General features: G+C 68.3%; 20 protein-coding genes and 2 pseudogenes. 8 read left to right on the forward strand and 14 right to left on the reverse strand.

The window, feature by feature from the left end; all coding sequences use genetic code 11:
* Positions 1–43: 43 nt before the first annotated feature.
* The 3 genes from ACFUNE_RS27055 to ACFUNE_RS27065 all read left to right on the forward strand — a co-directional run bounded on the left by ACFUNE_RS27055 (position 44) and on the right by ACFUNE_RS27065 (position 2,015).
* Positions 44–751, forward strand: a complete 708-nt coding sequence (locus ACFUNE_RS27055; protein ID WP_383573305.1) for a response regulator — start codon at positions 44–46, stop codon at positions 749–751.
* 70 nt (positions 752–821) lie between these two features.
* On the forward strand, positions 822–1,241 hold the full coding sequence (locus ACFUNE_RS27060) for an OB-fold nucleic acid binding domain-containing protein (RefSeq protein ID WP_329233729.1): 420 nt from the start codon (positions 822–824) through the stop codon (positions 1,239–1,241).
* A gap of 3 nt (positions 1,242–1,244) precedes the next feature.
* Complete coding sequence (locus tag ACFUNE_RS27065; protein ID WP_383573308.1) at positions 1,245–2,015, forward strand: DUF3159 domain-containing protein; 771 nt, start codon at positions 1,245–1,247, stop codon at positions 2,013–2,015.
* A 65-nt stretch (positions 2,016–2,080) separates the two neighbouring features.
* Here the strand turns inward: ACFUNE_RS27065 and ACFUNE_RS27070 are convergent, their stop codons facing one another.
* Positions 2,081–2,758 carry a TrkA family potassium uptake protein gene (locus ACFUNE_RS27070; protein WP_104789637.1) on the reverse strand — a complete coding sequence of 226 codons (678 nt, stop codon included), beginning with the start codon at positions 2,756–2,758 and terminating at the stop codon, positions 2,081–2,083.
* Positions 2,758–3,426, reverse strand: coding sequence for a TrkA family potassium uptake protein (locus ACFUNE_RS27075; RefSeq protein WP_014153600.1), 669 nt, complete (start codon positions 3,424–3,426; stop codon positions 2,758–2,760). The genes ACFUNE_RS27070 and ACFUNE_RS27075 overlap by 1 nt, the downstream gene beginning before the upstream one ends.
* A 404-nt stretch (positions 3,427–3,830) precedes the next feature.
* Between ACFUNE_RS27075 and ACFUNE_RS27080 the strand changes: the two genes are divergently transcribed.
* Positions 3,831–5,882, forward strand: a complete 2,052-nt coding sequence (locus tag ACFUNE_RS27080; RefSeq protein WP_383573312.1) for an APC family permease — start codon at positions 3,831–3,833, stop codon at positions 5,880–5,882.
* Between the two features lie 103 nt (positions 5,883–5,985).
* Positions 5,986–7,329, forward strand: a complete 1,344-nt coding sequence (locus ACFUNE_RS27085) for a class I SAM-dependent RNA methyltransferase (RefSeq protein ID WP_383573315.1) — start codon at positions 5,986–5,988, stop codon at positions 7,327–7,329.
* A gap of 260 nt (positions 7,330–7,589) precedes the next feature.
* Here the strand turns inward: ACFUNE_RS27085 and ACFUNE_RS27090 are convergent, their stop codons facing one another.
* Both ACFUNE_RS27090 and ACFUNE_RS27095 read right to left on the reverse strand, forming a co-directional pair.
* Complete coding sequence (locus ACFUNE_RS27090; protein WP_383573318.1) at positions 7,590–7,853, reverse strand: hypothetical protein; 264 nt, start codon at positions 7,851–7,853, stop codon at positions 7,590–7,592.
* A gap of 297 nt (positions 7,854–8,150) precedes the next feature.
* Entirely contained in the window at positions 8,151–8,846 is a 696-nt protein-coding gene (locus ACFUNE_RS27095) for a hypothetical protein (protein WP_383573321.1), read from the reverse strand.
* Positions 8,847–9,043: 197 nt separating this feature from the next.
* Between ACFUNE_RS27095 and ACFUNE_RS27100 the strand changes: the two are divergent.
* Positions 9,044–9,862, forward strand: a pseudogene (locus ACFUNE_RS27100) (IS5 family transposase).
* On the opposite strand, the gene ACFUNE_RS27105 reads toward ACFUNE_RS27100, so the two are convergent.
* The 3 genes and pseudogenes from ACFUNE_RS27105 to ACFUNE_RS27115 form a co-directional block, all read right to left on the reverse strand.
* On the reverse strand, positions 9,852–10,208 hold the full coding sequence (locus ACFUNE_RS27105; protein ID WP_383573324.1) for a hypothetical protein: 357 nt from the start codon (positions 10,206–10,208) through the stop codon (positions 9,852–9,854). The pseudogene ACFUNE_RS27100 and the gene ACFUNE_RS27105 sit on opposite strands and share 11 nt — an antisense overlap.
* A gap of 150 nt (positions 10,209–10,358) precedes the next feature.
* Positions 10,359–10,901 (reverse strand): IclR family transcriptional regulator, encoded by a 543-nt coding sequence (locus ACFUNE_RS27110; RefSeq protein WP_383573443.1) that lies wholly within the window; start codon positions 10,899–10,901, stop codon positions 10,359–10,361.
* A 147-nt stretch (positions 10,902–11,048) separates the two neighbouring features.
* Positions 11,049–11,228, reverse strand: a pseudogene (locus ACFUNE_RS27115) (hypothetical protein); the annotation flags it as partial.
* 58 nt (positions 11,229–11,286) lie between these two features.
* Here ACFUNE_RS27115 and ACFUNE_RS27120 point away from each other — a divergent pair.
* Both ACFUNE_RS27120 and ACFUNE_RS27125 read left to right on the forward strand, forming a co-directional pair.
* Positions 11,287–12,243 carry an amidohydrolase family protein gene (locus tag ACFUNE_RS27120; protein WP_383573327.1) on the forward strand — a complete coding sequence of 319 codons (957 nt, stop codon included), beginning with the start codon at positions 11,287–11,289 and terminating at the stop codon, positions 12,241–12,243.
* A gap of 67 nt (positions 12,244–12,310) precedes the next feature.
* The gene (locus tag ACFUNE_RS27125) at positions 12,311–13,756 is read left to right on the forward strand and encodes an amidohydrolase family protein (RefSeq protein ID WP_383573330.1); all 1,446 of its coding nucleotides are present in this window, start codon (positions 12,311–12,313) and stop codon (positions 13,754–13,756) included.
* A 25-nt stretch (positions 13,757–13,781) separates the two neighbouring features.
* On the opposite strand, the gene ACFUNE_RS27130 is transcribed toward ACFUNE_RS27125, so the two are convergent.
* From ACFUNE_RS27130 to ACFUNE_RS27160, 7 genes are all read right to left on the reverse strand, one after another.
* Positions 13,782–15,044, reverse strand: coding sequence for an amidohydrolase family protein (locus ACFUNE_RS27130; RefSeq protein ID WP_383573333.1), 1,263 nt, complete (start codon positions 15,042–15,044; stop codon positions 13,782–13,784).
* Complete coding sequence (locus tag ACFUNE_RS27135) at positions 15,031–15,966, reverse strand: 3-keto-5-aminohexanoate cleavage protein (protein WP_383573336.1); 936 nt, start codon at positions 15,964–15,966, stop codon at positions 15,031–15,033. The genes ACFUNE_RS27130 and ACFUNE_RS27135 overlap by 14 nt, the downstream gene beginning before the upstream one ends.
* Before the next feature lie 130 nt (positions 15,967–16,096).
* Entirely contained in the window at positions 16,097–17,224 is a 1,128-nt protein-coding gene (locus ACFUNE_RS27140) for an FAD-dependent monooxygenase (RefSeq protein WP_383573339.1), read from the reverse strand.
* An 88-nt stretch (positions 17,225–17,312) separates the two neighbouring features.
* Positions 17,313–18,290 (reverse strand): amidohydrolase family protein, encoded by a 978-nt coding sequence (locus tag ACFUNE_RS27145; protein ID WP_383573342.1) that lies wholly within the window; start codon positions 18,288–18,290, stop codon positions 17,313–17,315.
* Positions 18,291–18,329: 39 nt separating this feature from the next.
* Positions 18,330–18,899 (reverse strand): NADPH-dependent FMN reductase, encoded by a 570-nt coding sequence (locus ACFUNE_RS27150; RefSeq protein WP_383573345.1) that lies wholly within the window; start codon positions 18,897–18,899, stop codon positions 18,330–18,332.
* Positions 18,900–18,923: 24 nt separating this feature from the next.
* Entirely contained in the window at positions 18,924–19,808 is an 885-nt protein-coding gene (locus ACFUNE_RS27155; protein ID WP_383573348.1) for a cyclase family protein, read from the reverse strand.
* Entirely contained in the window at positions 19,805–21,199 is a 1,395-nt protein-coding gene (locus ACFUNE_RS27160) for an MFS transporter (protein WP_383573351.1), read from the reverse strand. Before ACFUNE_RS27160 ends, ACFUNE_RS27155 begins: the two co-directional genes overlap by 4 nt.
* Between the last annotated feature and the right edge of the window lie 101 nt (positions 21,200–21,300).

Consider the following 21,300-nt stretch of genomic DNA (forward strand, 5'->3'; position numbering starts at 1 on the left):
GCACCCCGGCCCCGTACACGTATTCCGGAAAGGCAGGTCCGCGATGACCCGGGTCCTCGTGGTCGACGACGAGCCGCAGATCGTACGCGCGCTCGTGATCAACCTGAAGGCGCGCAGGTACGAGGTGGACGCGGCGCCGGACGGGGCGACCGCCCTGCAGCTGGCGGCGGCGCGCCACCCCGACGTCGTCGTCCTCGACCTCGGTCTGCCGGACATGGACGGCGTCGAGGTGATCAGGGGACTGCGCGGCTGGACCCGCGTGCCGATCCTCGTGCTCTCCGCCCGCCACACCTCGGACGAGAAGGTGGAGGCCCTCGACGCGGGGGCCGACGACTACGTCACCAAGCCGTTCGGCATGGACGAGCTGCTCGCCCGGCTGCGCGCCGCCGTGCGCCGGGCGGAACCGGTCGGACAGGACGGCGGCGACGACCTGGTGGTCGTCGAGACGGAGGGGTTCACCGTCGACCTGGCGGCGAAGAAGGTCCACCGCGAGGGCCGCGACGTGCGGCTGACACCCACCGAGTGGCACCTGCTGGAGGTCCTCGTCCGCAACGCCGGGCGGCTGGTCAGCCAGAAGCAGCTGCTCCAGGAGGTCTGGGGGCCCTCGTACGGCACCGAGACCAACTACCTGCGGGTCTACATGGCGCAGCTGCGCCGCAAGCTGGAGGCGGATCCGTCGCACCCCAGGCACTTCGTGACCGAGCCGGGCATGGGCTACCGCTTCGAGCGGGGACGACCTGTCGCGGAGTGAACGCGTTCACTCGTCCGGGTGGTACTCGTGCGGGCCCGCCCCTACCACAGGAGACCGGTACCCTTCGGGTATGAGTGCTGTTCCCCGATCCGAGAAGTCCGGCAGCAGGGCGGAGAAGCCGTCCGGCCGCTTCCGACGCATGCTCGACCGGCTGTCCAGCTCCCAGGAGGACCTCGAGTCCGAGGAGCTGCGGGAGGACTCGCACGCCTCGGGATGCACACGCATCTCCGAGTGCACCGACCGCCAGATCGTCAAGGTCACTGGTACCTTGCGGACCGTGACCCTGCGTCCGCGGGCCGGAGTGCCCGCTCTGGAGGCGGAGCTCTTCGACGGCACCGCGCCGCTCGACGTGGTCTGGCTGGGCCGGCGTTCCATCGTCGGCATCGAGCCGGGCCGCAAGCTCATCGCGTCGGGCCGCGTGGCCATGAGCCACGGGCGCCGGGTGCTGTTCAACCCCAAATACGAACTCCGACCGCTCGGCAAGGAGTAGCCGGTGACGTCTCTCGACAAGCCGACGTCCGATACGGACCAGCCCCACCGCACCGACCAGCAGGACGCCGACGCGAAGGCGGTCACGGAAGCCGCGCTCTTCGAGGCCTTCGGCGGCGTGCGGGGCATGGTGGAGACAGTCCTGCCCGGGCTGCTCTTCGTCACGATCTTCACCATCAACAAGGACCTGACGGCCTCGGCTGTCGCCGCGCTGGGCGTGTCCCTGCTCCTCGTCGTCGTACGGCTGCTCCGCAAGGACACCGTCAAGCACGCGTTCAGCGGGGTCTTCGGCGTGGCCTTCGGTGTGCTCTTCGCGAAGATGACGGGCAACGCCAAGGACTTCTACCTGCCGGGCATGATCTACACGCTCGGACTGGCCCTCGCCTACCTCGTCACGACGCTCGCCGGGGTGCCGCTGATCGGGCTGATCCTCGGCCCGGTCTTCAAGGAGAACCTCTCCTGGCGGACCAGGAACCCCGGTCGCAAGAAGGCGTACGCCAAGGCCAGCTACGCCTGGGGGCTGATCCTGCTCGCCAAGTGCGCGATCCTCTTCCCGCTGTACTGGTGGGCCGACACCGCGCAGCTCGGCTGGGTGCTGGTGGCGCTCAAGATCCCACCGTTCCTGCTCGCGGTGTACCTGACCTGGGTCTTCCTCGCCAAGGCGCCGCCGCCCATCGACGTCTTCGCCGAGATGGAGGCGGAGGAGCAGGCAGAGAAGGACCGCAAGGCCGCGCGGAGCGCGCAGGCCGCGGAGGCCCGCAACTCCGAGATCTGACACACGAGGGCACACGCGTGGGGCCCCGGACCGTTTCCGGTCCGGGGCCCCACGCGTACGCGGACTCAGTCCTCGGCAGGCTCGCGGCGGACCGACAGCAGGTCCTCCAGCTGCTCCTCGCGCGCCTGGGCGGCCACGAACAGCAGTTCGTCACCGGCCTCCAGGGTCTCCTCGGGGCTCGGCGTCAGCACGCGGGTACCGCGGATGATCGTGACGAGCGAGGTGTCCTCGGGCCAGGCCACATCGCTCACCCGGATGCCGGCCAGAGCCGACTCCGGGGGCAGCGTCAGCTCGACCAGGTTGGCGTCGCCGTGGCTGAAGCGCAGCAGCCGGACGAGATCGCCGACGCTCACCGCCTCCTCGACCAGGGCGGACATCAGCCGCGGTGTGGAGACCGCGACGTCGACACCCCAGGACTCGTTGAACAGCCACTCGTTCTTCGGGTTGTTCACCCGGGCCACGACCCTCGGCACGCCGTACTCGGTCTTCGCGAGCAGCGAGACGACCAGGTTGACCTTGTCGTCGCCCGTCGAGGCGATCACGACGTTGCACCGCTGGAGCGCCGCCTCGTCGAGCGACGTGATCTCGCACGCGTCCGCGAGGAGCCACTCGGCCATCGGGACCCGCTCCACCGAGATGGCGGTCGGGGCCTTGTCGATCAGCAGGACCTCATGCCCGTTCTCCAGGAGCTCGGCCGCGATGGAACGGCCCACCGCACCGGCCCCGGCAATCGCGACGCGCATCAGTGACCGCCCTCCTCGGGACCTTCGGCAAAGGCCTCCTCGACCTTCGCGATCTCGTCCGTACGCATCATGACGTGGACCAGGTCGCCCTCCTGCAGAACCGTCTGCGACGTGGGCAGTATGGCCTCACCCAACCGGGTGAGGAAGGCGACGCGGACGCCCGTCTCCTCCTGCAGTGTGCTGATCTTGTGCCCGATCCACGACGGCGTGGTGTGCACCTCGGCGAGCTGCACACCGCCGCTCGGGTCGCGCCACAGCGGCTCCGCGCCCGAGGGCAGCAGCCGCCTCAGCATCTGGTCCGCCGTCCAGCGGACCGTGGCGACCGTGGGGATGCCCAGACGCTGGTAGACCTCGGCGCGCCGCGGGTCGTAGATGCGCGCCGCGACGTTCTCGATGCCGAACATCTCGCGCGCCACCCGGGCGGCGATGATGTTGGAGTTGTCGCCACTGCTGACGGCCGCGAACGCTCCGGCCTCCTCGATCCCCGCCTCGCGCAGGGTGTCCTGGTCGAAACCGACCCCGCTGACCCGCCGGCCGCCGAACCCGGAACCGAGACGGCGGAACGCCGTGGGGTCCTGGTCGATCACGGCGACCGTGTGCCCCTGCTGCTCAAGGGTCTGTGCGAGAGCGGCTCCGACGCGCCCGCATCCCATGATGACGATGTGCACCTTGCGCCTACCTCGCCGTCCTGGTCATCCGGATGACCTGCGAAAACACCCTGCTCACACTTCTCTCTCAGCTTGCGGGGCAAACAATGGGGCAACCACCTTCGGCGTTGCCCGGGGATGAGCTTATGCGGCCACACCCGCACCACTTCATCCGAGTGTGCGTACCCCCCCGGGCCGATGAGCAAAAGGGGAGCTGGGCGGCGTCCGGCAGCGCGTCGGGGGGAGCCGCGGGGACGACGGGCGGAAGGGTGGCGTCCGCCCGGTCCGGACCCGGCCGTCACGCAAGGATTTCGTTAAGGATTCCATGGACTTTTCCGGTGAGGGCGGGTAATTATGAAGGTTTTTCGGGTGCCGAGGGGGTGGTGCTTCGTCGGCGTGTCCCGGCAACGCTTACGATCCTCACCGTGTCCAAACTGACCGACGTGCCCAAACGGATCCTGATCGGCCGGGCGCTGCGCAGCGACAAGCTGGGGGAAACGCTCCTCCCCAAGCGCATCGCGCTCCCCGTCTTCGCATCCGACCCGCTGTCCTCCGTTGCGTACGCACCCGGGGAAGTCCTCCTCGTGCTGTCCATCGCGGGCGTGTCGGCGTACCACTTCAGCCCGTGGATCGCGGTCGCGGTCGTGGTCCTGATGTTCACCGTCGTCGCCTCGTACCGGCAGAACGTCCGTGCGTACCCGAGCGGCGGCGGCGACTACGAGGTCGCCAACACCAACCTCGGGCCGAAGGCCGGTCTGACCGTCGCCAGCGCGCTCCTCGTCGACTACGTCCTCACGGTCGCCGTGTCGATCGCCTCCGGCGTGGAGAACCTCGGCTCCGCCATCCCCTTCGTCGTCGAGCACAAGACGTCCTGCGCCATCGGGGCCATCGTGCTGCTGACGCTGATGAACCTGCGCGGGGTGAAGGAGTCCGGCAAGCTCTTCGCGATCCCGACGTACCTGTTCGTCGCCGGTGTCTTCGTGATGATCCTCTGGGGGGCGTTCCGCGGACTCGCCCTCGGCGACACGATGCACGCGCCCACCTCGGACTACGAGATCAAGCCCGAGCACCAGGGGCTCGCCGGCTTCGCCCTCGTCTTCCTGCTGCTGCGCGCCTTCTCCTCGGGCTGTGCGGCGCTCACCGGGGTCGAGGCCATCAGCAACGGCGTGCCCGCGTTCCGGAAGCCCAAGAGCAAGAACGCCGCGACCACGCTCGCGGCGATGGGCCTGCTGGCCGTCACCATGTTCTGCGGCATCATCGGCCTCGCCATGGCCACCGACGTGAAGATGGCCGAGAACCCGGCGAAGGACCTGATCCACAACGGTGCGGCGGTCGGCGCGGGCTTCGTCCAGGACCCGGTGATCTCCCAGGTCGCCGCGGCGGTCTTCGGGGAGGGCACCTTCCTCTTCGTCTTCCTGGCGGCGGCCACGGCGCTCGTGCTCTTCCTGGCGGCCAACACCGCGTACAACGGCTTCCCGCTGCTCGGTTCGATCCTCGCCCAGGACCGCTACCTGCCCCGTCAGCTGCACACCCGCGGCGACCGGCTGGCCTTCTCCAACGGCATCGTGCTGCTGGCCGGAGCCGCGATCCTGCTCGTCTGGATCTACGGGGCCGACTCGACCCGGCTCATCCAGCTCTACATCGTCGGCGTCTTCGTCTCCTTCACGCTCAGCCAGACCGGCATGGTGCGGCACTGGAACCGCCATCTGCGCACCGAGAAGGACCCGACGGCGCGCCGCCACATGATCCGTTCGCGGGCGATCAACACCTTCGGCGCGTTCTTCACCGGCCTGGTCCTCGTCGTGGTCCTGGCCACCAAGTTCACGCACGGCGCCTGGGTCGCACTCCTCGGCATGGTGATCTTCTTCGGCACGATGACCGCGATCCGCAAGCACTACGACCGGGTCGCCGAGGAGATCTCCGCGGACGAGGCACCGTCGGACGACACCATCCGGCCCTCGCGGGTCCACTCGATCGTCCTGGTCTCCAAGCTCCACCGGCCCACGCTGCGCGCCCTCGCGTACGCCAAGCTCGTGCGCTCCGACCAGCTGGAGGCGCTCTCCATCAGCGTCGACCACGAGGAGACGAAGGCGCTCCGGGAGGACTGGGAACGCCGCGGCATCGACATCCCGCTGAAGATCCTCGACTCGCCCTACCGCGAGGTGACCCGGCCGGTCATCGAGTACGTCAAGGGCCTGCGCAAGGACCGCCCGCGGGATGTGATCAGCGTCTACATCCCCGAGTACGTGGTCGGCCACTGGTACGAGCACCTGCTGCACAACCAGAGTGCCCTGCGGCTCAAGGGCCGGCTCCTCTTCACCCCGGGGGTCATGGTGACCTCGGTGCCGTACCAGCTGGAGTCCTCCGAGGCCGCGAAGGTGCGGGCCAGGAGGCGCGCGGACTGGACCGCTCCGGGCTCGGTCCGACGCGGCCCCGTGGAGCGGCGTCAGCACAAGGAAGCCGGCCACAAGGGCTGACTCCGCGCCCCGCCTGTGGTAAGCGGCCGGCTTCCGCCCACGTAGACTGGTGGGCTGTTGTCCGGCCGCTTTCCCGTTTCCTGATCTCTGGAGCCACCCCCTCATGCAGAACGAATCCACGTCGTCGCAGCCCGGGGAATCCCTGATCGGCCGGGAGTACGAGGTCGAGGTCGGCCCCGTCGCGCACGGTGGTCACTGCATCGCCCGCACGTCCGAGGGGCAGGTGCTCTTCGTGCGGCACACCCTTCCGGGCGAGAAGGTCATCGCCCGGGTCACCGAGGGCGAGAGCGACTCGCGCTTCCTGAGGGCCGACGCGGTCACCGTGATCGACGCCTCGAAGGACAGGGTCGAAGCCCCCTGTCCGTACGCCGGCCCCGGCAAGTGCGGCGGCTGCGACTGGCAGCACGCCAAGCCCGGTGCCCAGCGCCGCCTCAAGGGCGAGGTCATCGCCGAGCAGCTCCAGCGCCTCGCGGGCCTCACGCCCGAGGAGGCCGGCTGGGACGGCACGGTCATGCCGGCCGAGGGCGACAAGCTCCCGCCGGGCGAGGTCCCGGCCTGGCGCACCCGCGTCCAGTACGCCGTCGACCAGGACGGCCTGGTCGGACTGCGCAAGCACCGCTCGCACGAGGTCCAGCCGGTCGACCACTGCCTGATCGCGGCCCCCGGCGTCTCCGAGCTCGGCATCGAGAAGCAGGACTGGCCCCAGATGGCCACGGTGGAGGCCATCTCCGCCACCGGCTCCCACGACCGCCAGGTCATCCTGACCCCGCGCGAGGGCGGCCGGCTCCCGCTGGTCGAGCTGGACAAGCCCGTCTCCGTGCTCCGCGTCGACGAGAAGGACGGCGGTGTCCACCGCGTCCACGGCCGCGCCTTCGTCCGCGAGCGCGCCGACGACCGTACGTACCGCGTCGGCTCGGGGGGCTTCTGGCAGGTCCACCCGCAGGCGGCGGACACGCTGGTCCGCGCGGTCATGCAGGGGCTGCTGCCCCGTAAGAACGACACGGCGCTCGACCTCTACTGCGGCGTCGGCCTGTTCGCGGGCGCCATCGGCCAGCGGATCGGCGAGAAGGGCGCGGTGCTGGGCATCGAGTCCGGCAAGCGCGCGGCCGAGGACGCCCGGCACAACCTGAAGGACCTGGACCGGGTCCGCATCGAGCACGGCAAGGTCGACCAGGTCCTGCCGCGCACGGGCATCACGGAATGCGACCTGATCGTCCTGGACCCGCCGCGCGCGGGTGCGGGCAAGGCCACGGTCAAGCAGCTGGTCGCTCTGGGCGCCCGCCGCATCGCCTACGTCGCCTGCGACCCCGCGGCGCTGGCGCGGGACCTGGCGTACTTCCGGGACGGCGGTTACAAGGTGCGGACGCTGCGGGCGTTCGACCTGTTCCCGATGACGCACCACGTGGAGTGCGTAGCGATCCTTGAGCCCGCCGCAAAGGGCGCCTGACCTGCTGTTTCGCCGAGTGTGCATTATGTGCGCTGTGGGCGTTGCGGGCGATATCTTGACGCATATTCGACGCATGTTGGGCCCTTCTGACGCACGTTCTGATGAGGTGACAGATGCCCGGTTCTGCAGGTGACGGTGTGTCGAGTACGGCTTGAGGGAGCTTCCTCTGTGCCGCCTCTTGGTGAACCCGTGCTCGATATGGCCTGATTTAAGGCTCAGTAGGAACGGGGTCCGTAGGGGCTCCAGTGGCCGAGGAAAGGCTAGAGGTCGTCGCCGCTGGGCTTGGGTGGGGTGGGCAGCTTCGGCGCTGCGGCGGACTCGGTGAGGTGCTGGAGCCGGGCGTCCGTGAGGGCGAGCCACGCCTCGATCTCTGTCCTTTCCTGCCCGGGTGGCAGCGATGTGGCGTAGTCGCGTACTGCAGTGACGTATTCGGTCAGGCGCTTGGTCCGGTGCCAGGCGTCTGCTTGTTCTTCGAGGTGCTTGACGCGATAGGCGTAGGCGTGTGCGGTGCGCGCTTCCTCCATGGCGGTTTCCCAGCGCCTCTGCTGGGCTTCCCTGGCCTGCTGGTCTGCAAGGCGTTTGTGTTCTGCGGCTTTGCCGCGGAGGTCGACTTCTTGTGCAATTTCGGCGAGTTGGTCTTCCAGCGGCCGGTCGGGGACATCGGCCCATTCGTGCTTCTTGGCGTCGGCGAGTTCCTTGTCGGTGGGGATGTGTTCGCTGCGGTCCTGTTCTTGAAGGACGAGGAATCCGACGCTTTCGCCTTGGGCGGTGATGGTGAAGTGCGGTGGTGCGCTGCGGCGACGGCGGGGTGGGGGAGCGCCTTAAGTGGTTCCGAGTGCTGCCTTATGGCCTTGCGATTCGGTGGCGATGATGAGGGCCTGGATGATGCGCAGGGCTCGGCCTTGGATGGATTTGGTGAGCCCCATGGGCTGCGGCCGTTGTTGGAGGGCGGCCACGAGGGAGTGGGGTTTGGTGAGTCTGGCCGGAAGGGGGAGCGGGGTGAGTTCGGCGAGGCGCCAGGTGGGGATGTCGGCGAGTTTGATTTCGTATCCGCGGTGGGTGCGGTATGCGTAGAGCTCTTGTGTGCGCGGGATCTTGCCGGACTTGCGGGCGGTGTTCACCCGTGATGTCCAATTCGCTGCGTGTGGTCCGGTTTCGATGGGCTTGATGAGGCAGCCGTCGTTCGCGGCCAGTTCTTCGAGGAGTTGGTCTGTGTAGTTCGGACGGGCGCTGAGTGCGCTCTTGGCGCGTGGCGGTGCCGGCTTGCGGCTGGGCTGCGCGGGTGGTGCAGCGTTCTGCTCGACGGGGCAGATGCCGCGGTCGGTGAGATGCTGCCGCCCTTTGTCGGTGAGGTTGGCGCTCCAATGCCCTCGGCGTTTGGTAATTTCTATGAGTCCGCGACTCTGTAGTGCCTGAGCGCTGACCTTGAAAGTGCTGTCCGGCCAGACTCCGTCGGGACACCCCTGGCCCACCCAGTCGAGCACGGCCTGCTGCCGCTCGTTGAGGCTCTGGTGCATGCGGACCTCCCGCGGTTCCCGGGTGTGTCGCCCTGGAGACAATGCCCGTAACTTCCGCGGCAATTCCGAGCGTCGTGAGAGGACGTTCGTTCGGGTGAGACGTGTTGCGTGGGCTGTTTAATAAGGAGAGAACAGCTCTTCCTGACGGTTCTCCTTAGACGTCGTTTCTTTTGGTGTGATCGTTCGTCGAACCGGGCATGACGGATCTCGTTGAGCGGCTGGTGCCAGACGAGTTATGGGTGTTGTTCCGGCGGGTGGTGCCGCCGACGGAAGTGATACGTCCGCAGGGCGGGGGCCGTCGGCGGGCTGGTGACCGCGAGGCTCTGGCCGCGATCGTCTTCGTAGCTACTTCAGGCTGCACCTGGCGCCAGCTCTCGCCGGTGTTCGGTCCGAGCTGGCAGACGGTCTACCGGAGGTTCGCCCAGTGGAGCCGGGCCCGAGTCTGGGCGAAGGTGCACCGCGTGATCCTGGACGAACTCGGGGTCCGCGGAGAGGTTGACTGGTCGCGCTGCGCAATCGACTCGGTGAGCCTGCGGGCTGCAAAGGGGGGCTTCTGACGGGACCGAATCCGACCGACCGCGGCAAGTCGGGATCGAAAATCCACCTGATCACCGACAGAAATGGGCTGCCTCTGTCCCTGGGCATCTCCGGCGCCAACATGCACGACAGTCAGGGTTTGGAGCCGCTCGTGCGCGGTATCCCGCCCATCCGATCACGCCGCGGGTCTAGACGCCGCCGGCCGGCGAAACTGCACGCAGACAAGGGCTACGACTACAACCACCTGCGCCGATGGCTTCGCGGGCGTGGAATCCGCCATCGCATCGCCCGTAAGGGCGTCGAGTCCTCACAACGACTGGGCCGCCATCGCTGGAGTCGAGCGAACCGTCTCTTGGCTGGCCGGCTGCCGCCGGCTCCACCGTCGCTACGAACGCAAGGCCGAGCACTTCCTCGCCTTCGTCGGCATAGCCGCACTCCTCATCTGCCACCGCCGATTAGCCACTCTGCTCAGGGCCTGAGCTGGCCCTGCTGCACGTCGAAACAGATCAGCCCCATCGAGTCAGCCAGGGCTGCCGCGTAGGCCGACGCTTCCTCGGCCATGCTCCAGCTCATTCCGAAGTAGATGAGCGGACCGCTTGCACCGTCGATCAAAGGCCCGACCGACCAGGACGAGGTTTCCTCCTCGTCTTCGGTGATGTCGCACCACCGCTCAAGAAGAGCGGTGACGTAGGCCGCGATGAGTTCGGACGCTGGCTCCCCGGCCTCGCCATCGAGATAGCGGTCGTAGAGGTCACTGAAGAAGCGGCGGGCGGTCTTGGCATCCGGAGGCCGATCGCCTTCCCAGACAGCCAGGTCGTAGCTCATGCCCGGAGGCTCTCACACCGCACTGACACACATTTGAGCCGGTCAAAGGCACGCGCAACAGCCATAAGAAACGACGTCTTAGAGCCGGGGCGGGTCCCTGGCGAGGCGCGGGCAGCCATCGCGCTGACGCGCCCGGGCCGCGCGCTGTCCTCACGGAGAGGCGTGGGCGTCACCGGGACGTGCCGTCGGCCCGCCGTCCTCCGCAAGGCGGCGGGAGATCGCGCGGGCTGTCGCCCGGACGGCCGGGCCGTATCCTGCCTCCGCGAAGCCAGTGCTGGGTGCCACGACCGACAGTGCCGCCACCACCTCGCCTCCGTTCCGCACCGGCGCGGCCACGGTGTCCACCGGCCAGGGATTACTCTGCCGGCCGAAAGCGTGATCACCGCGCCGCACCTCGGCAAGGGCCCGGCGCAGGTCGGCCGGGGTGCGGATGTCGTCATGGCCCTGCCGGAGGCGACCCTCCTCGGGCGCGTAGGCGGCGATGGCGTCGTTCTGGACGGCTGTCGGAGCGAAGGCGAGGAGCACCAGTCCGACGCCGGTGGTCGCGAGCGGAAGCCGTCCTCCCACGCGGTAGTGCACGGGGCCGGCGTCGAGTGCCGAGAGGCGCTCGACGAGCAGTGCCTCGTGCTGCTCGCGCACGGCGAGCAGCACGTGCTGCCGGGTGACGTGGAAGAGGTCTTCCATGTACGACATGGCCACGGAACGTAGCCCGTGGCCGCGTGGCGCGAGGGACGCGGTCTCCAGCAGGCGCAGCCCCACCACGTAGCGACCGTCGTCGAGACGCTCGAGGGCACCCGCGTGGACCAGCGACCGGGCGAGCCGCAGAGTGCTACTGCGGGGGATACCGCTTCGCAGCGCGAGATCGCCGAGAGTCTGCGCACGATGGTCGGAGTCGAACGCGTGGAGCAGGGCGAACGCCCGATCGATGACCGGTTGCCCCTCCGCAGGTTTCCCGCCGCGGCGAGGCCTAGTGCTATCGCCAGAACTCGGCGTTTCATTCATCGGCATCACAGATGCCATTCTACGGCGTCATTTCTACGCTGGTCGAGGTACGGACCTGCACTCAAGGGAGCCCCGCATGACCCCGACCCCGACCGGCCTGATCGATGTCCACGCCCACTTCGTGACCGACAACTATGTAGCGGCGGCCCGGTCCGCCGGGATCGAGCACCCCGACGGGATGCCGGGGTGGCCTTCGTGGAGCGTCGAACAGCATCTCGACCTGATGGACCGCTCGGGAATCGAGAAGTCCTATCTGTCGATCTCCTCTCCGGCGGTGCACTTCGGCGACGACGAAGCGGCCCGGGCCCTCGCGCGCGAGGTCAACGAGTTCGGGGCCGGGGTCCGCGTCGAGCGTCCGCAGCGGTTCGGCCACTTCGCGTCCCTGCCCCTGCCCGACGTCGAGGGCTCACTCGCCGAGACCGCCCACGCACTCGACGCACTCGGCGCGGACGGGGTCGCCGTGGAGACCAACCACCACGGCGTCTACCTCGGGGATCCCCGCCTCGAGCCGTTGTGGGAGGACCTCGACCGCCGTGGTGCCGTCGTCTTCGTCCACCCGACGTCGCCGCCCCACGCCGAGGACGTCTCCCTGGGCCGGCCCCGGCCGATGCTGGAGTTCCTCTTCGACACCGCCCGCACCGCGAGCGACCTGCTCCTGCGCGGTGTCCTGACCCGCCACCCCCGGATTCGCTGGGTGCTGACCCACGGTGGGGGAGCGCTGCCGCTGCTCGCCGACCGTATCGACATGTTCAGCGCCGTGTTCCGCGACAGCTCCACGGACGCCCCCAGCGCCCTGGAGCAGTTCGGCCGCCTCTGGTACGACATGGCCGGGACGCCCTTCCCGCGCCAGATCCGGGCTCTGGACGCCGCGTTCGGCACCGAGCGCCTCCTGTACGGCAGCGACTACTGCTGGACACCCGCCGAAGGTGCGCGCGCCCAGGTCGCGTCCGTGGACTCGGCGACGCAGCCGTCCGCCACCGACACCTGGCGGGACCTCACCACCCGTAACGCGCGGCGTCTGTTCGCCGGGTGACGGCCGCCCGGAGCCATAGCTCGAAGCCCGACGTCGTGATGACACCAGGACACCCTCAAGGAGAGACATGAGCAGGTACGTCGAGCCGTCCTCGATCAAAGGGCGCGTGGTGGTGCGGGACGTCACCGTGGTCGACCCGCTGGACGGACGCCGCACGCCCGGTCAGGACGTGGTGGTCGAAGGGAACCGGATCACCTCCGTGACCGCGACCGGTGCCCCGGTCGCGGACGCACACGTGGTGGAGGGCCGAGGACGCTTCGTCGTCCCGGCCTACATGGACATGCACATGCACGCTCTGAACACCCCGGAGGACGTCGACGGAACCTATGCGCTGATGCTCGCCAACGGCGTCGTCGGCTTCCGCCAGATGTCGGGCAACAGGGCGCTGCTGAAGTCCCGTCGCGAAGGCACGCTGCCTCGGCCGACCGGTGCGCCGGCCCTGAAAGCAACCGCTGGTGACCTGCTGACCCCGCTGAACGCCGCCACGGTCGACGGCGCGGTGCAGGCCGTGCGGGAACAGCACCGCGACGGTGCCGACTTCGTCAAGGCGGGGATGACGACGCGGGAGACGTTCCTGGCGGCCCTCGAGGAGGCGAACCGGCTGGGCATCCCCCTGGGTGGCCACCTGCCGGCCGACCTCGACCCCCGTGAGGCCGCGCGTGGCGGAACCTGGTCGATCGAGCACCTCGGTCCGGGTGTCACCGTGTTCGCCGCGGCGTCCTCGCGGGAGGCCGAGGTGCGTTCCAAGAACGCCACCCGGAAGCTCCCACCGCTCCCCAAGGTCAAGTTCCCCGGGGCCGACAAGCTGGTGATGAAGCTGGTCAAGAGCATGGCCGTGAACCCGGCCACCGGCACCTCCGAACTGGAGGCCCACGCCTACGACCTCGCCGACGACTCGTACGACCAGCAGAAGGCCGAGGAGCTGGCGGCCCTGTTCGTCGAACACACCACCTGGCAGTGTCCGACCCTGATCCGGGTCCACACCCAGCAGTTCGGCGACTCAGCCGAGCACACCGAAGACCCGAGGCGCCGCTACATGGCCCCCGAGGAACTGCGCGCCTGGGACAAGTCGGCCAAGAAGTTCGCCAAGCTTCCCGACGCCACCCGCAAGGCCCTGCGCAGCCACTGGGCCGTGCAACTGCGGATGACCAAGACATTCGCGGACGCCGGGGTCCCGATGGTCGCCGGCACCGACGCCTGCGGAGCTGCCGGAATCATCCCCGGGTTCTCCCTCCACGACGAGTTCGACCACCTGGCGGCAGCCGGGCTGGACCCGCTGACCATCCTGCGGATGACAACGACCGAACCGGCCCGCTTCCTGGGCGAGGAAGGGGCCTCCGGCCAGGTCGCCCCCGGCATGCCCGCCGATCTGGTGCTCCTGGACGAGGACCCGCTGGAGGACCACACTGCCCTGCGAGCGATCGCGGGCGTGATGCGGGACGGTTCCTGGTGGTCCCGCGCCGAACTCGACGCCGTACTGGAGCGCATCGCCGCCAAGCCCGGCGCGCACTGACCGCGGCCGGTCCGGTCCCGGTCGGTCAGCCGCTCGCGGCTGAGGATGGTGCGGTGAGAACGCGGTGGAGTCGTTGACCTCGGCGCCACACGGCGCGGATGGAGAGGCTGTCGGTGATGTTCACCGTGGGATCACCGTCCACCAGCAGCAGGTCTCCCTGCCGGCCCGGGGCGATGGAGCCCCTGTCGGGCAGCCGGAAGCTGGTGGCAGCCGATGACGTGGCGGCGGTCAGCGCTTCGGTCGGGGTGAGTCCGCAGTCGACGAGGAGGGCGAGTTCCTGGTGGAGGCTGACGCCGTGTGCGGTGCCCAGTACGCCCACGTCGGCCGCATCGGTGCCGGCCACGATGGTGACGCCGGCGCGGTGGAGCGCACGGGTGGCGAGCTTGGCGTTCTCCAGGGAGCTGGGGCTGTCCAACTGCCAGCAGGTACAGAGGTTCTGGTGCCACGGGTCGGGGATGAACTGTCGTGCACGTTCGTCCTGGGCGACTGCCTGGCCCGTCAGTTCGCCGGCCATCGAACCCATCGTCACGAGGGTCGGGATGACGAAGACGCCCGCCTCCTTGATGGTGCGGACCACTTCTTCGCTCGGCGGCTGGTCCATGAAGACGTGCACGAGGCCGTCGACGCCGGCCCGGACCGCCGCCAGTGTGTTCTGCACACTCGTGGCATGGGCTACCGCGAGCAGTCCGTGCGCGTGCGCCTCGGTGACGACGATGCGGGCGGTCTCCTCGGACAGTGTCGGTGAGGGGTGTCCCATCGCTGTTCCGTCGTCGATGAGCAGTTTGATGAAGTCGGCCCCTTCCGCGATGCGGTCCCGGACGAACTGGGCCGCATCCGCCGGGCTTTCGATCACCGGGAACTGTTCGCGGAAGGACAGGCCGATCAGCATCGACGGATGTCCGCCGAGGACGGTCGCGCCGGTCGACGCCGATCGGATGTCCGCCATGTCGTTGCGCTCGGCGGCGCGTGTGCGCTGGTCGCCGAGGCGTTCGGGGACGGTGAACATGTCCATCTCGGTCGTGACACCGAACAGGATCGCCAACGCGAGGGCGTCACCCGTGGGGTGGGTGTGGGAGTCGATAAGTCCCGGGAGCAGTGTGGCGCCCGTGCCGTCGACGACGGCGTACCGATCGGTGTCGTACCGGAGCGCGGCGTCCGGCTGGGGGACGACCGCGGCGATCCGTTCGCCCTCCACCACCACGTCTGCCCGGTCGACTGCCGTCGCACCGTCGAAGAGGCGTACGTTCCTCACGACGAAGCCGTCATGAGAGAGGTCAGAAGCCGACATTGGCTGCCCCCTTGAGTCCGAGCATGGCGCGGGCTTCGTCCGGGGTGGCGAGGTCACGGCCCGCCTCCTTCAGGATCCGCGCGACCTTCGCGACCTGCTGGGCGTTCGACGTGGCGAGTTCGCCTCTGCCGATGTACAGGCTGTCCTCCAGACCGACACGGACATGACCGCCGAGCAGGGCGGACTGCGTGGCGAAGGGCATCTGATGCCTGCCTGCGGCGAAGGCCGAGAGGTAGTAGTCGTCGCCGAACAGGCGGTCGGCGACGGTCACCATGTGCTGGAGGTTGTCGAGGTCGGCGCCTATGCCGCCGAGGACGCCGAAGACGCATTGGATGAGGAACGGGGCCTTCGCCAGGCCGCGGTCGACCATGTGGGCGAGGTTGTAGAGGTGCCCGACGTCGTAGCACTCGTACTCGAAACGAGTTCCCGCGCCGTCGCCGAGCTCACGCAATGTGGTCGCGATCTGCGCGAAGGTGTTGGTGAAGACCGCCGATTCGGAAGCGCGCAGATAGCGCTGTTCCCAGTCGTGCTTCCACTCGCGGTTGGCATCGGCGGCGGGAAACACCCCGAAGTTCATCGAGCCCATGTTCATCGACGCGAGCTCCGGCTGGGCGCGCCGGGCAGCGGCGAGCCTGTCGTCGATCGACATGGTCATGGCGCCACCGGTCGTGATGTTCACGACCGCGTCGGTCCGTTCCCTGATCTGCGGAAGGAACTGCATGTACACGTCCGGATCGGCGGTCGGTTGCCCGGTCCGCGGATCGCGGGCGTGCAGGTGCACGATTGCGGCACCGGCTTCGACCGCGTCGATGCTCTGCGCTGCGATCTCCTCCGGAGTCACCGGGAGGTACTCGGACATGCTGGGCGTGTGAGCCGAGCCGGTGACCGCGCAGCTGATGATGGCCTTGGACGTTCGTTTCATCGGGATTCTCCTCGTTCTACAGCGTGACGCTGTCCGCTTCGGTGCCGATGTGCGGGTGTGGTGGCGCCCGGGGCGAGTTGCAGAGGTTGGTCTGTCTGAGCGTTGTGGTGCGCGTCGAGGAACGCGTCGGTCAGTAGGGCTGCCCGAGGGTCTTGAAGGCGTTGCTCAGCAATGCCACGTTGTCGGATGTGGGGGCCCCCGCCTGCTCTAGGCGTGAGAGTTCCACGCTCGTCTCCACGACCGTGGCGACGCGGGAGTGACGTCGCTCCATGAAGGTGTCGAAGGCCGTCTCCAACGTGGGTGCCTTCGAGACGCACTGCGCCAGCACGACGGCGTCCTCCAGTGCCATCCCGCCACCCATGCCCATGTGGGCGGTCGTCGCGTGCGCGGCGTCACCGACGAGGATCGTGCGCCCGCGGTGCCACGGGGCGGGCAGGAGGATCCAGTCGAAGGGCCTGCCGATCAGGTCCGCGTCCCGCGTGAGGCGGCGCCGCATCTCGACGACGGCGGGGGCCGTGTACGAGTCGAGGAGGCGGGCGAAGAGCGAGTAGACGTCCTCGTCGCTCAGATGCACGCGTTCGGGCATGTCGATGACGGCCGGAATGTAGGTCAGGCCGCCGGGGAGGTGGTAGAAGCCCAGCCGACCCGCAGGGCCGTTGTACCACCCCTCGCCGTCGATGCGCGGGCCGGACATCATCCAGCGCAGGCTGTACTGCCCCGAGTACGCGGGCTGGGGGGCGTCGGGGAAGAGGCGGGAGCGGGTGCGGGAGCCGATCCCGTCGGCGCCGACGACCATGTCGTAGCGGGCCTGGCGTCCGTCGGTCATGGTGACGAACACACCGTCGTCGCGGTCGTCCGTCGTCCGGGCCGTCACACCCCGGTAGACCTTGACGCCCAGTTCCCGCGCGGTCTTCTCCAAGGTCGCCAGGAACACGGGCCGATGGACGCCGATGGCGTCCTTGACACCGGGCAGCTGCGGGCGCTTCGGGCCCTCGCTGATCAGGTTCCCGGCGGCGTCCATCTGATCCGCCACGGTCGACCCGGGCAGGAACGGTGTGCTGCCGGCGTAGCAGGCGTCGTAGACGCCGAGTTCGTCGAGCGCTTGCGTCGCCCGGCCGGACAGGGCGATCGACGCTCCGCCGGGCGCGTCGGCGAGTTCCACGACCTCACAGCTCACCCCTACGCGGGACAGTGCGATTGCCGTCGACAGGCCGGCGATGCTTCCGCCGACGATCAGTGCTGTTGAAACGCAGGCCATTGCTGCATCTCCTTTCCGACAGGGCCACGTATGTGGCCCGGATGGGGGCTGTGCTGACCGAGGTCACGTACGTTCTCCGACGCGGCGTTCAGTGACGTGGAGCCGGTGCGTGGGCCAGGAGGTGTGTCGCGTTCCGGGTGGTGAGCGTCCGCCAGGTGTCCGCGACCGACGGGCGCGGCGCGGCGTCGATGGCGGAGATCTGCTTCTGCGCCAGGTCCGGAGGGGTCCAGCAGTAGTCGCTTCCGTACAGCAGCCGCTCGGTGCCGAAGGCGCGGACGAGAGCGGGAATCTGGTTCGGGAACGGTGTGCCCGCCATGTCGAACCACAGGCTGCTCAACTGGTCCGGTACTGAGGCGGAGGGTGCCGCGCCATCGTCCGTGGCATCCATGCTCAGCCCGAGACGGAAGAGTTCCATGCGGTCGGCGAGGAGGGGGAGTGCTCCGCCACCGTGGGTGAAGACCCACCGGATTCGCGGGTGCCGGGTCAGTACGCCGTTGAACACGAGATCGCTGGCGGCGCGCGCGGAGTCGAAGAGGAATTCCAGCATGGGGCGCGGCCGACCCAGCGACACTGCGTCGGAACCGGGGGGTGAGGTGGGATGCACGAACACCAACGCGCCCCGGGCGTCGAGCTCCCGCCACAGAGGTTCGAAGCGTGTGTCGCCGAGGTAGATGCCGGCGTGGTTGGTCTCGACGGCTACACCGTCGGCGCCGAGCGCGTCCAGGCTGTGGATCGCCTCATGTACCGATCCCTCGGTGTCCGGCATCGGGAGGGAGGCGAAGAAGCCGAAGCGCGTGGGGTGCTGCTCGCAGATCCGGCCCGCGAACTCGTTGACCTCGCGGCTGAGCAGCCGGGCGGCCTGGTCGTCCCCGAAATGCGTCCCCGGCGAGGAGATGGACAGGATCGACTTCTGAATTCCACCGTGGTCCATGAGGCCCAGGTGGTCGTCGGTGCTCCACGTGGGCCAGGACGGCATTCCGTCCGGATGCGCAATTCCAGCGGACTTCGCAGCGGCCACGTAGCTTTCAGTGACGAAGTGGGCGTGTACGTCGATCAATTTATCCATCGACGGAGACGTGATGGGCACAGTATGCATCAGGTGTTCTCACTCTGTTCGCAGTGGGCTCAATGCGTCGTTGACCCGCGTGAGTTCATCGAGCATGGCCTTCGCGGAGCCAGCCATGATCTCGTTCGGTACGAGCCCTGCTTTCTCGTCGATGAACTGCTGCACGAAGGGAAGGGCGACCGCCTCGGGCAGCGGAGTCATCTTGAGGGTGGTGACCACTTGTTTGATCATTTGGGCTGCCCGGGTGCCGGCGGAGACTCCGCCGTAACTGACCAGGCCGACCGGCTTGTACTGCCACTCGTGGTGCAGGTAGTCGATCGCGTTCTTCAGCTCGGCGTTGTATCCGTAGTTGTACTCCGGCATGACGAATATGAAGGCGTCGGTGCCGGCGATCCTCGCGCTCCACTCCCGGGTGTGGTGATGGACGTATCGAGAAAGGCGCGGGTGATTCGGTTCGTTCATGAACGGCAGATTGACCTCGGCGAGGTCGATCAGTGCGACTTCGCTGAATCCCGTGTGCGCTTTTGCTTCCGACTCGATCCATTCGGCTATGCATGGGCCGATTCGACCGGGTCGCGTGCTTGCCACAATGATCCCTAGCGAGGACATTGCTCACTCCTTCCTACGGGGAATTCAGAAGATGGCCAACGGGTTGACCGGCAGCCCGGTGGCACCGACGATTGCCGGAGTGCCGACCACGAAAAGGAAGCTGTAGCGATTGAGTTCGCTGCACGTGGTCGCCAGGGCGGACACGTCGGCGTTGTCGATGAGCGGCATGCCCAGCTGTCCAAGAGCGATCTGGTGCATGGCCAGGGTGCCGCTCGGGTGGACGGGGGGCGCGTCGCTGATGTCGCCCGCGTAGACGCTCACTTCGCGTGCGGCCAGCCACCGCACGGCGTCGACGGTCATGGCCGGAACCTGTTCCTCCAGGTGGTCGAAAACGTTCCAGCCGCCTCGGACGATGAGGGCGTCCCCGGATTCGAGCCGCACACCGGCCCGCTGTTCGGCTTCGTCGAGGTCCTGGCCCGTCACGCGAAGTCCCGGCGCCAGTCGGCCCTCCGGCGCCAGATCGAGGAGGACGCCACGTGTGGTGACGCCTTCTGCGAACGCGGCTGTGGAGCCCTGCCTGACCGTTCCGCCGGCGATCGCGCGGGAGACAGGAACCCCCGGGTAGATCCGGTCGCCGGTAGGAATGTGGGCCAGAGCGTCGATGTGCGTGACGGTGCTGTGATGCGTGTTGATGACCAGGACGTCGGTGAAGACTCTCGCGGGCGATCCGGTGTAGACCATCACCTGCGTGACCCCGGCGGGCTGAGGCCCTGGTCCGAACGGAATAGGGCCCGCGAGCGGCCCGGGGTGGACCGGAAGGGCGAGCGACACCACGCGTCCCGTGTGCGCTGCGGCCACGCCGCGTGCGCGTGCGTCGGCCGTGATGAAGTTCAAGGTGCCGAGCTCGTCGTCGAGCCCCCAGCGTCCCCAGTTCGAGGGAAGGTCCTGGGCTGTGTCGAGTTGTGTCATTGCTCGCTCGCTCGGCTCGTTCCGAAAGGTTCACGGTCGTCGTCCCGGTGGCCGGGTGTTCCGACGCCCTTGACGGGTGGCTCGCTCACTGCGAGGGGTACGGCGCCCGCGAACTCGTCGCGTGCCGCGATGTCGTCGAACCCGGGGATCGCGGGGTACCGGTAGGGGCCGAGGCGCAGTACGAGAAGGGCGCACAGGACCAGCACTCCCGCGATGAAGGGCATGACGGCCTCGTAACTGCCCAGCAGGTCGTACCCGAGGTTGACGGCCAGCGGGCCGAACGCCGATGTCAGCAGGAGGGCCGCTTGGAGGAGACCGAGAAGCGCTCCGAAACGGCGCATGCCCAGGTAGCGGCTGATGAAGAAGGGCAGGAGATCGGTCTCGACGCCGAAGGCGACGCCGACCAGCGCCGTGCCGATGACCGCGCTGAAGAACGGGGGGCGCAGGAGGAACATGCCGATGACGGGGCACAGGATGACGAGAGCGCAGACGAAGGGCGCATGGAAGCGGTCCAGGAGCACCCCGCCGAGCATCCGGCCCAGGAGTGAGGTGAGGCCGAACACCGTCAGCAGGGAGGCGGCTTGGCCGGACGTGATGCCCTGGTCGGTCATCATGGGCACGATGTTCACCTGGATGCCGACCACCGCGACTCCGGTGATGCTGAGGTTGAACGCGATCATCCAGAAGCGCGAGCTGCGCAGGCATTCGTGGACGCTCAGTCCCGGCAGTTCGAGGTTCACGGTGCGGTCGTTCTCCGTGGCTTCCTTGACCAGTCTGCCGCGCACGCTTCGTTCGGCCCGGACGCGCACGAGGACGAACACCATTGCCAGGGAGATGACGAGCGCGATCAGAGCGAGCCAGCGGTAGGTCGCCTGCCAGCCGTACGCGGTGAGGAGGAAGGTCGCGAGCAGCGGAGTCGCGGTCGATCCGAGAGCGGCGAGGGAGGCGGTCACGCCCACTGCCATGCCCCGCTTGTTGTCGAACCAGCTGACGATGGCCTTCGTGAACGGGATCACGGTGCCGCTGGCGAACAGGCCGGCGAAGAAGTACGGCAGGTAGAAGAGCGGCAGGGCGAGGGGAATCACGGTGACCAGCGCCAGACTGAGGCAATAGAGGAGCCACGACGGGACGACGATCCAGCGGAAGGCGAACCGGTCCAGGAGGTGGCCGACGATGGGCGTTCCGATCGCCTGTCCCACTGCCATAAAAGTGAAGGCGGCGGTGACCGTGGCGCGGCTCCACCCTGTGTCCTCGGTGATGGGGATGACGAACAGGCTCAGGGTGCTCATGACCATCGGGCCGGCGCTGACCGCCATGGCGAGCCCGGAGCCGACGGCCACCCACCATGGGCTGCGTGTGTTGCGCTGTCGCTGTGCGAAGAATCCGTTCACTTGATGGGCACTCCTCATGTGTCGGGACTCCGGCCGGGGCCCGGGGCGGCGGAGCTCAGATGTGATCGTCCGGAGGGGTGGAGGGTCTGTCAGCCCCGGAC

Origin of the sequence: Streptomyces sp. NPDC057287 (genome assembly GCF_042667905.1) — a bacterium.
GTDB lineage: Bacteria > Actinomycetota > Actinomycetes > Streptomycetales > Streptomycetaceae > Streptomyces.

Coding starts and splice junctions, on each gene's coding strand:
- ACFUNE_RS27095 (WP_383573321.1), bottom strand. CDS start 8,846: ATGCACCAGAGCCTCAACGAGCGGCAGCAGGCCGTGCTCGACTGGGTG.
- ACFUNE_RS27150 (WP_383573345.1), bottom strand. CDS start 18,899: ATGTCCTCGCTAGGGATCATTGTGGCAAGCACGCGACCCGGTCGAATC.
- ACFUNE_RS27070 (WP_104789637.1), bottom strand. CDS start 2,758: ATGCGCGTCGCGATTGCCGGGGCCGGTGCGGTGGGCCGTTCCATCGCG.
- ACFUNE_RS27155 (WP_383573348.1), bottom strand. CDS start 19,808: ATGACACAACTCGACACAGCCCAGGACCTTCCCTCGAACTGGGGACGC.
- ACFUNE_RS27090 (WP_383573318.1), bottom strand. CDS start 7,853: ATGGAGGAAGCGCGCACCGCACACGCCTACGCCTATCGCGTCAAGCAC.
- ACFUNE_RS27135 (WP_383573336.1), bottom strand. CDS start 15,966: ATGAAACGAACGTCCAAGGCCATCATCAGCTGCGCGGTCACCGGCTCG.
- ACFUNE_RS27110 (WP_383573443.1), bottom strand. CDS start 10,901: ATGTCGTACATGGAAGACCTCTTCCACGTCACCCGGCAGCACGTGCTG.
- ACFUNE_RS27140 (WP_383573339.1), bottom strand. CDS start 17,224: ATGGCCTGCGTTTCAACAGCACTGATCGTCGGCGGAAGCATCGCCGGC.
- ACFUNE_RS27145 (WP_383573342.1), bottom strand. CDS start 18,290: ATGGATAAATTGATCGACGTACACGCCCACTTCGTCACTGAAAGCTAC.
- ACFUNE_RS27085 (WP_383573315.1), top strand. CDS start 5,986: ATGCAGAACGAATCCACGTCGTCGCAGCCCGGGGAATCCCTGATCGGC.
- ACFUNE_RS27120 (WP_383573327.1), top strand. CDS start 11,287: ATGACCCCGACCCCGACCGGCCTGATCGATGTCCACGCCCACTTCGTG.
- ACFUNE_RS27055 (WP_383573305.1), top strand. CDS start 44: ATGACCCGGGTCCTCGTGGTCGACGACGAGCCGCAGATCGTACGCGCG.
- ACFUNE_RS27060 (WP_329233729.1), top strand. CDS start 822: ATGAGTGCTGTTCCCCGATCCGAGAAGTCCGGCAGCAGGGCGGAGAAG.
- ACFUNE_RS27105 (WP_383573324.1), bottom strand. CDS start 10,208: ATGAGCTACGACCTGGCTGTCTGGGAAGGCGATCGGCCTCCGGATGCC.
- ACFUNE_RS27130 (WP_383573333.1), bottom strand. CDS start 15,044: ATGTCGGCTTCTGACCTCTCTCATGACGGCTTCGTCGTGAGGAACGTA.
- ACFUNE_RS27125 (WP_383573330.1), top strand. CDS start 12,311: ATGAGCAGGTACGTCGAGCCGTCCTCGATCAAAGGGCGCGTGGTGGTG.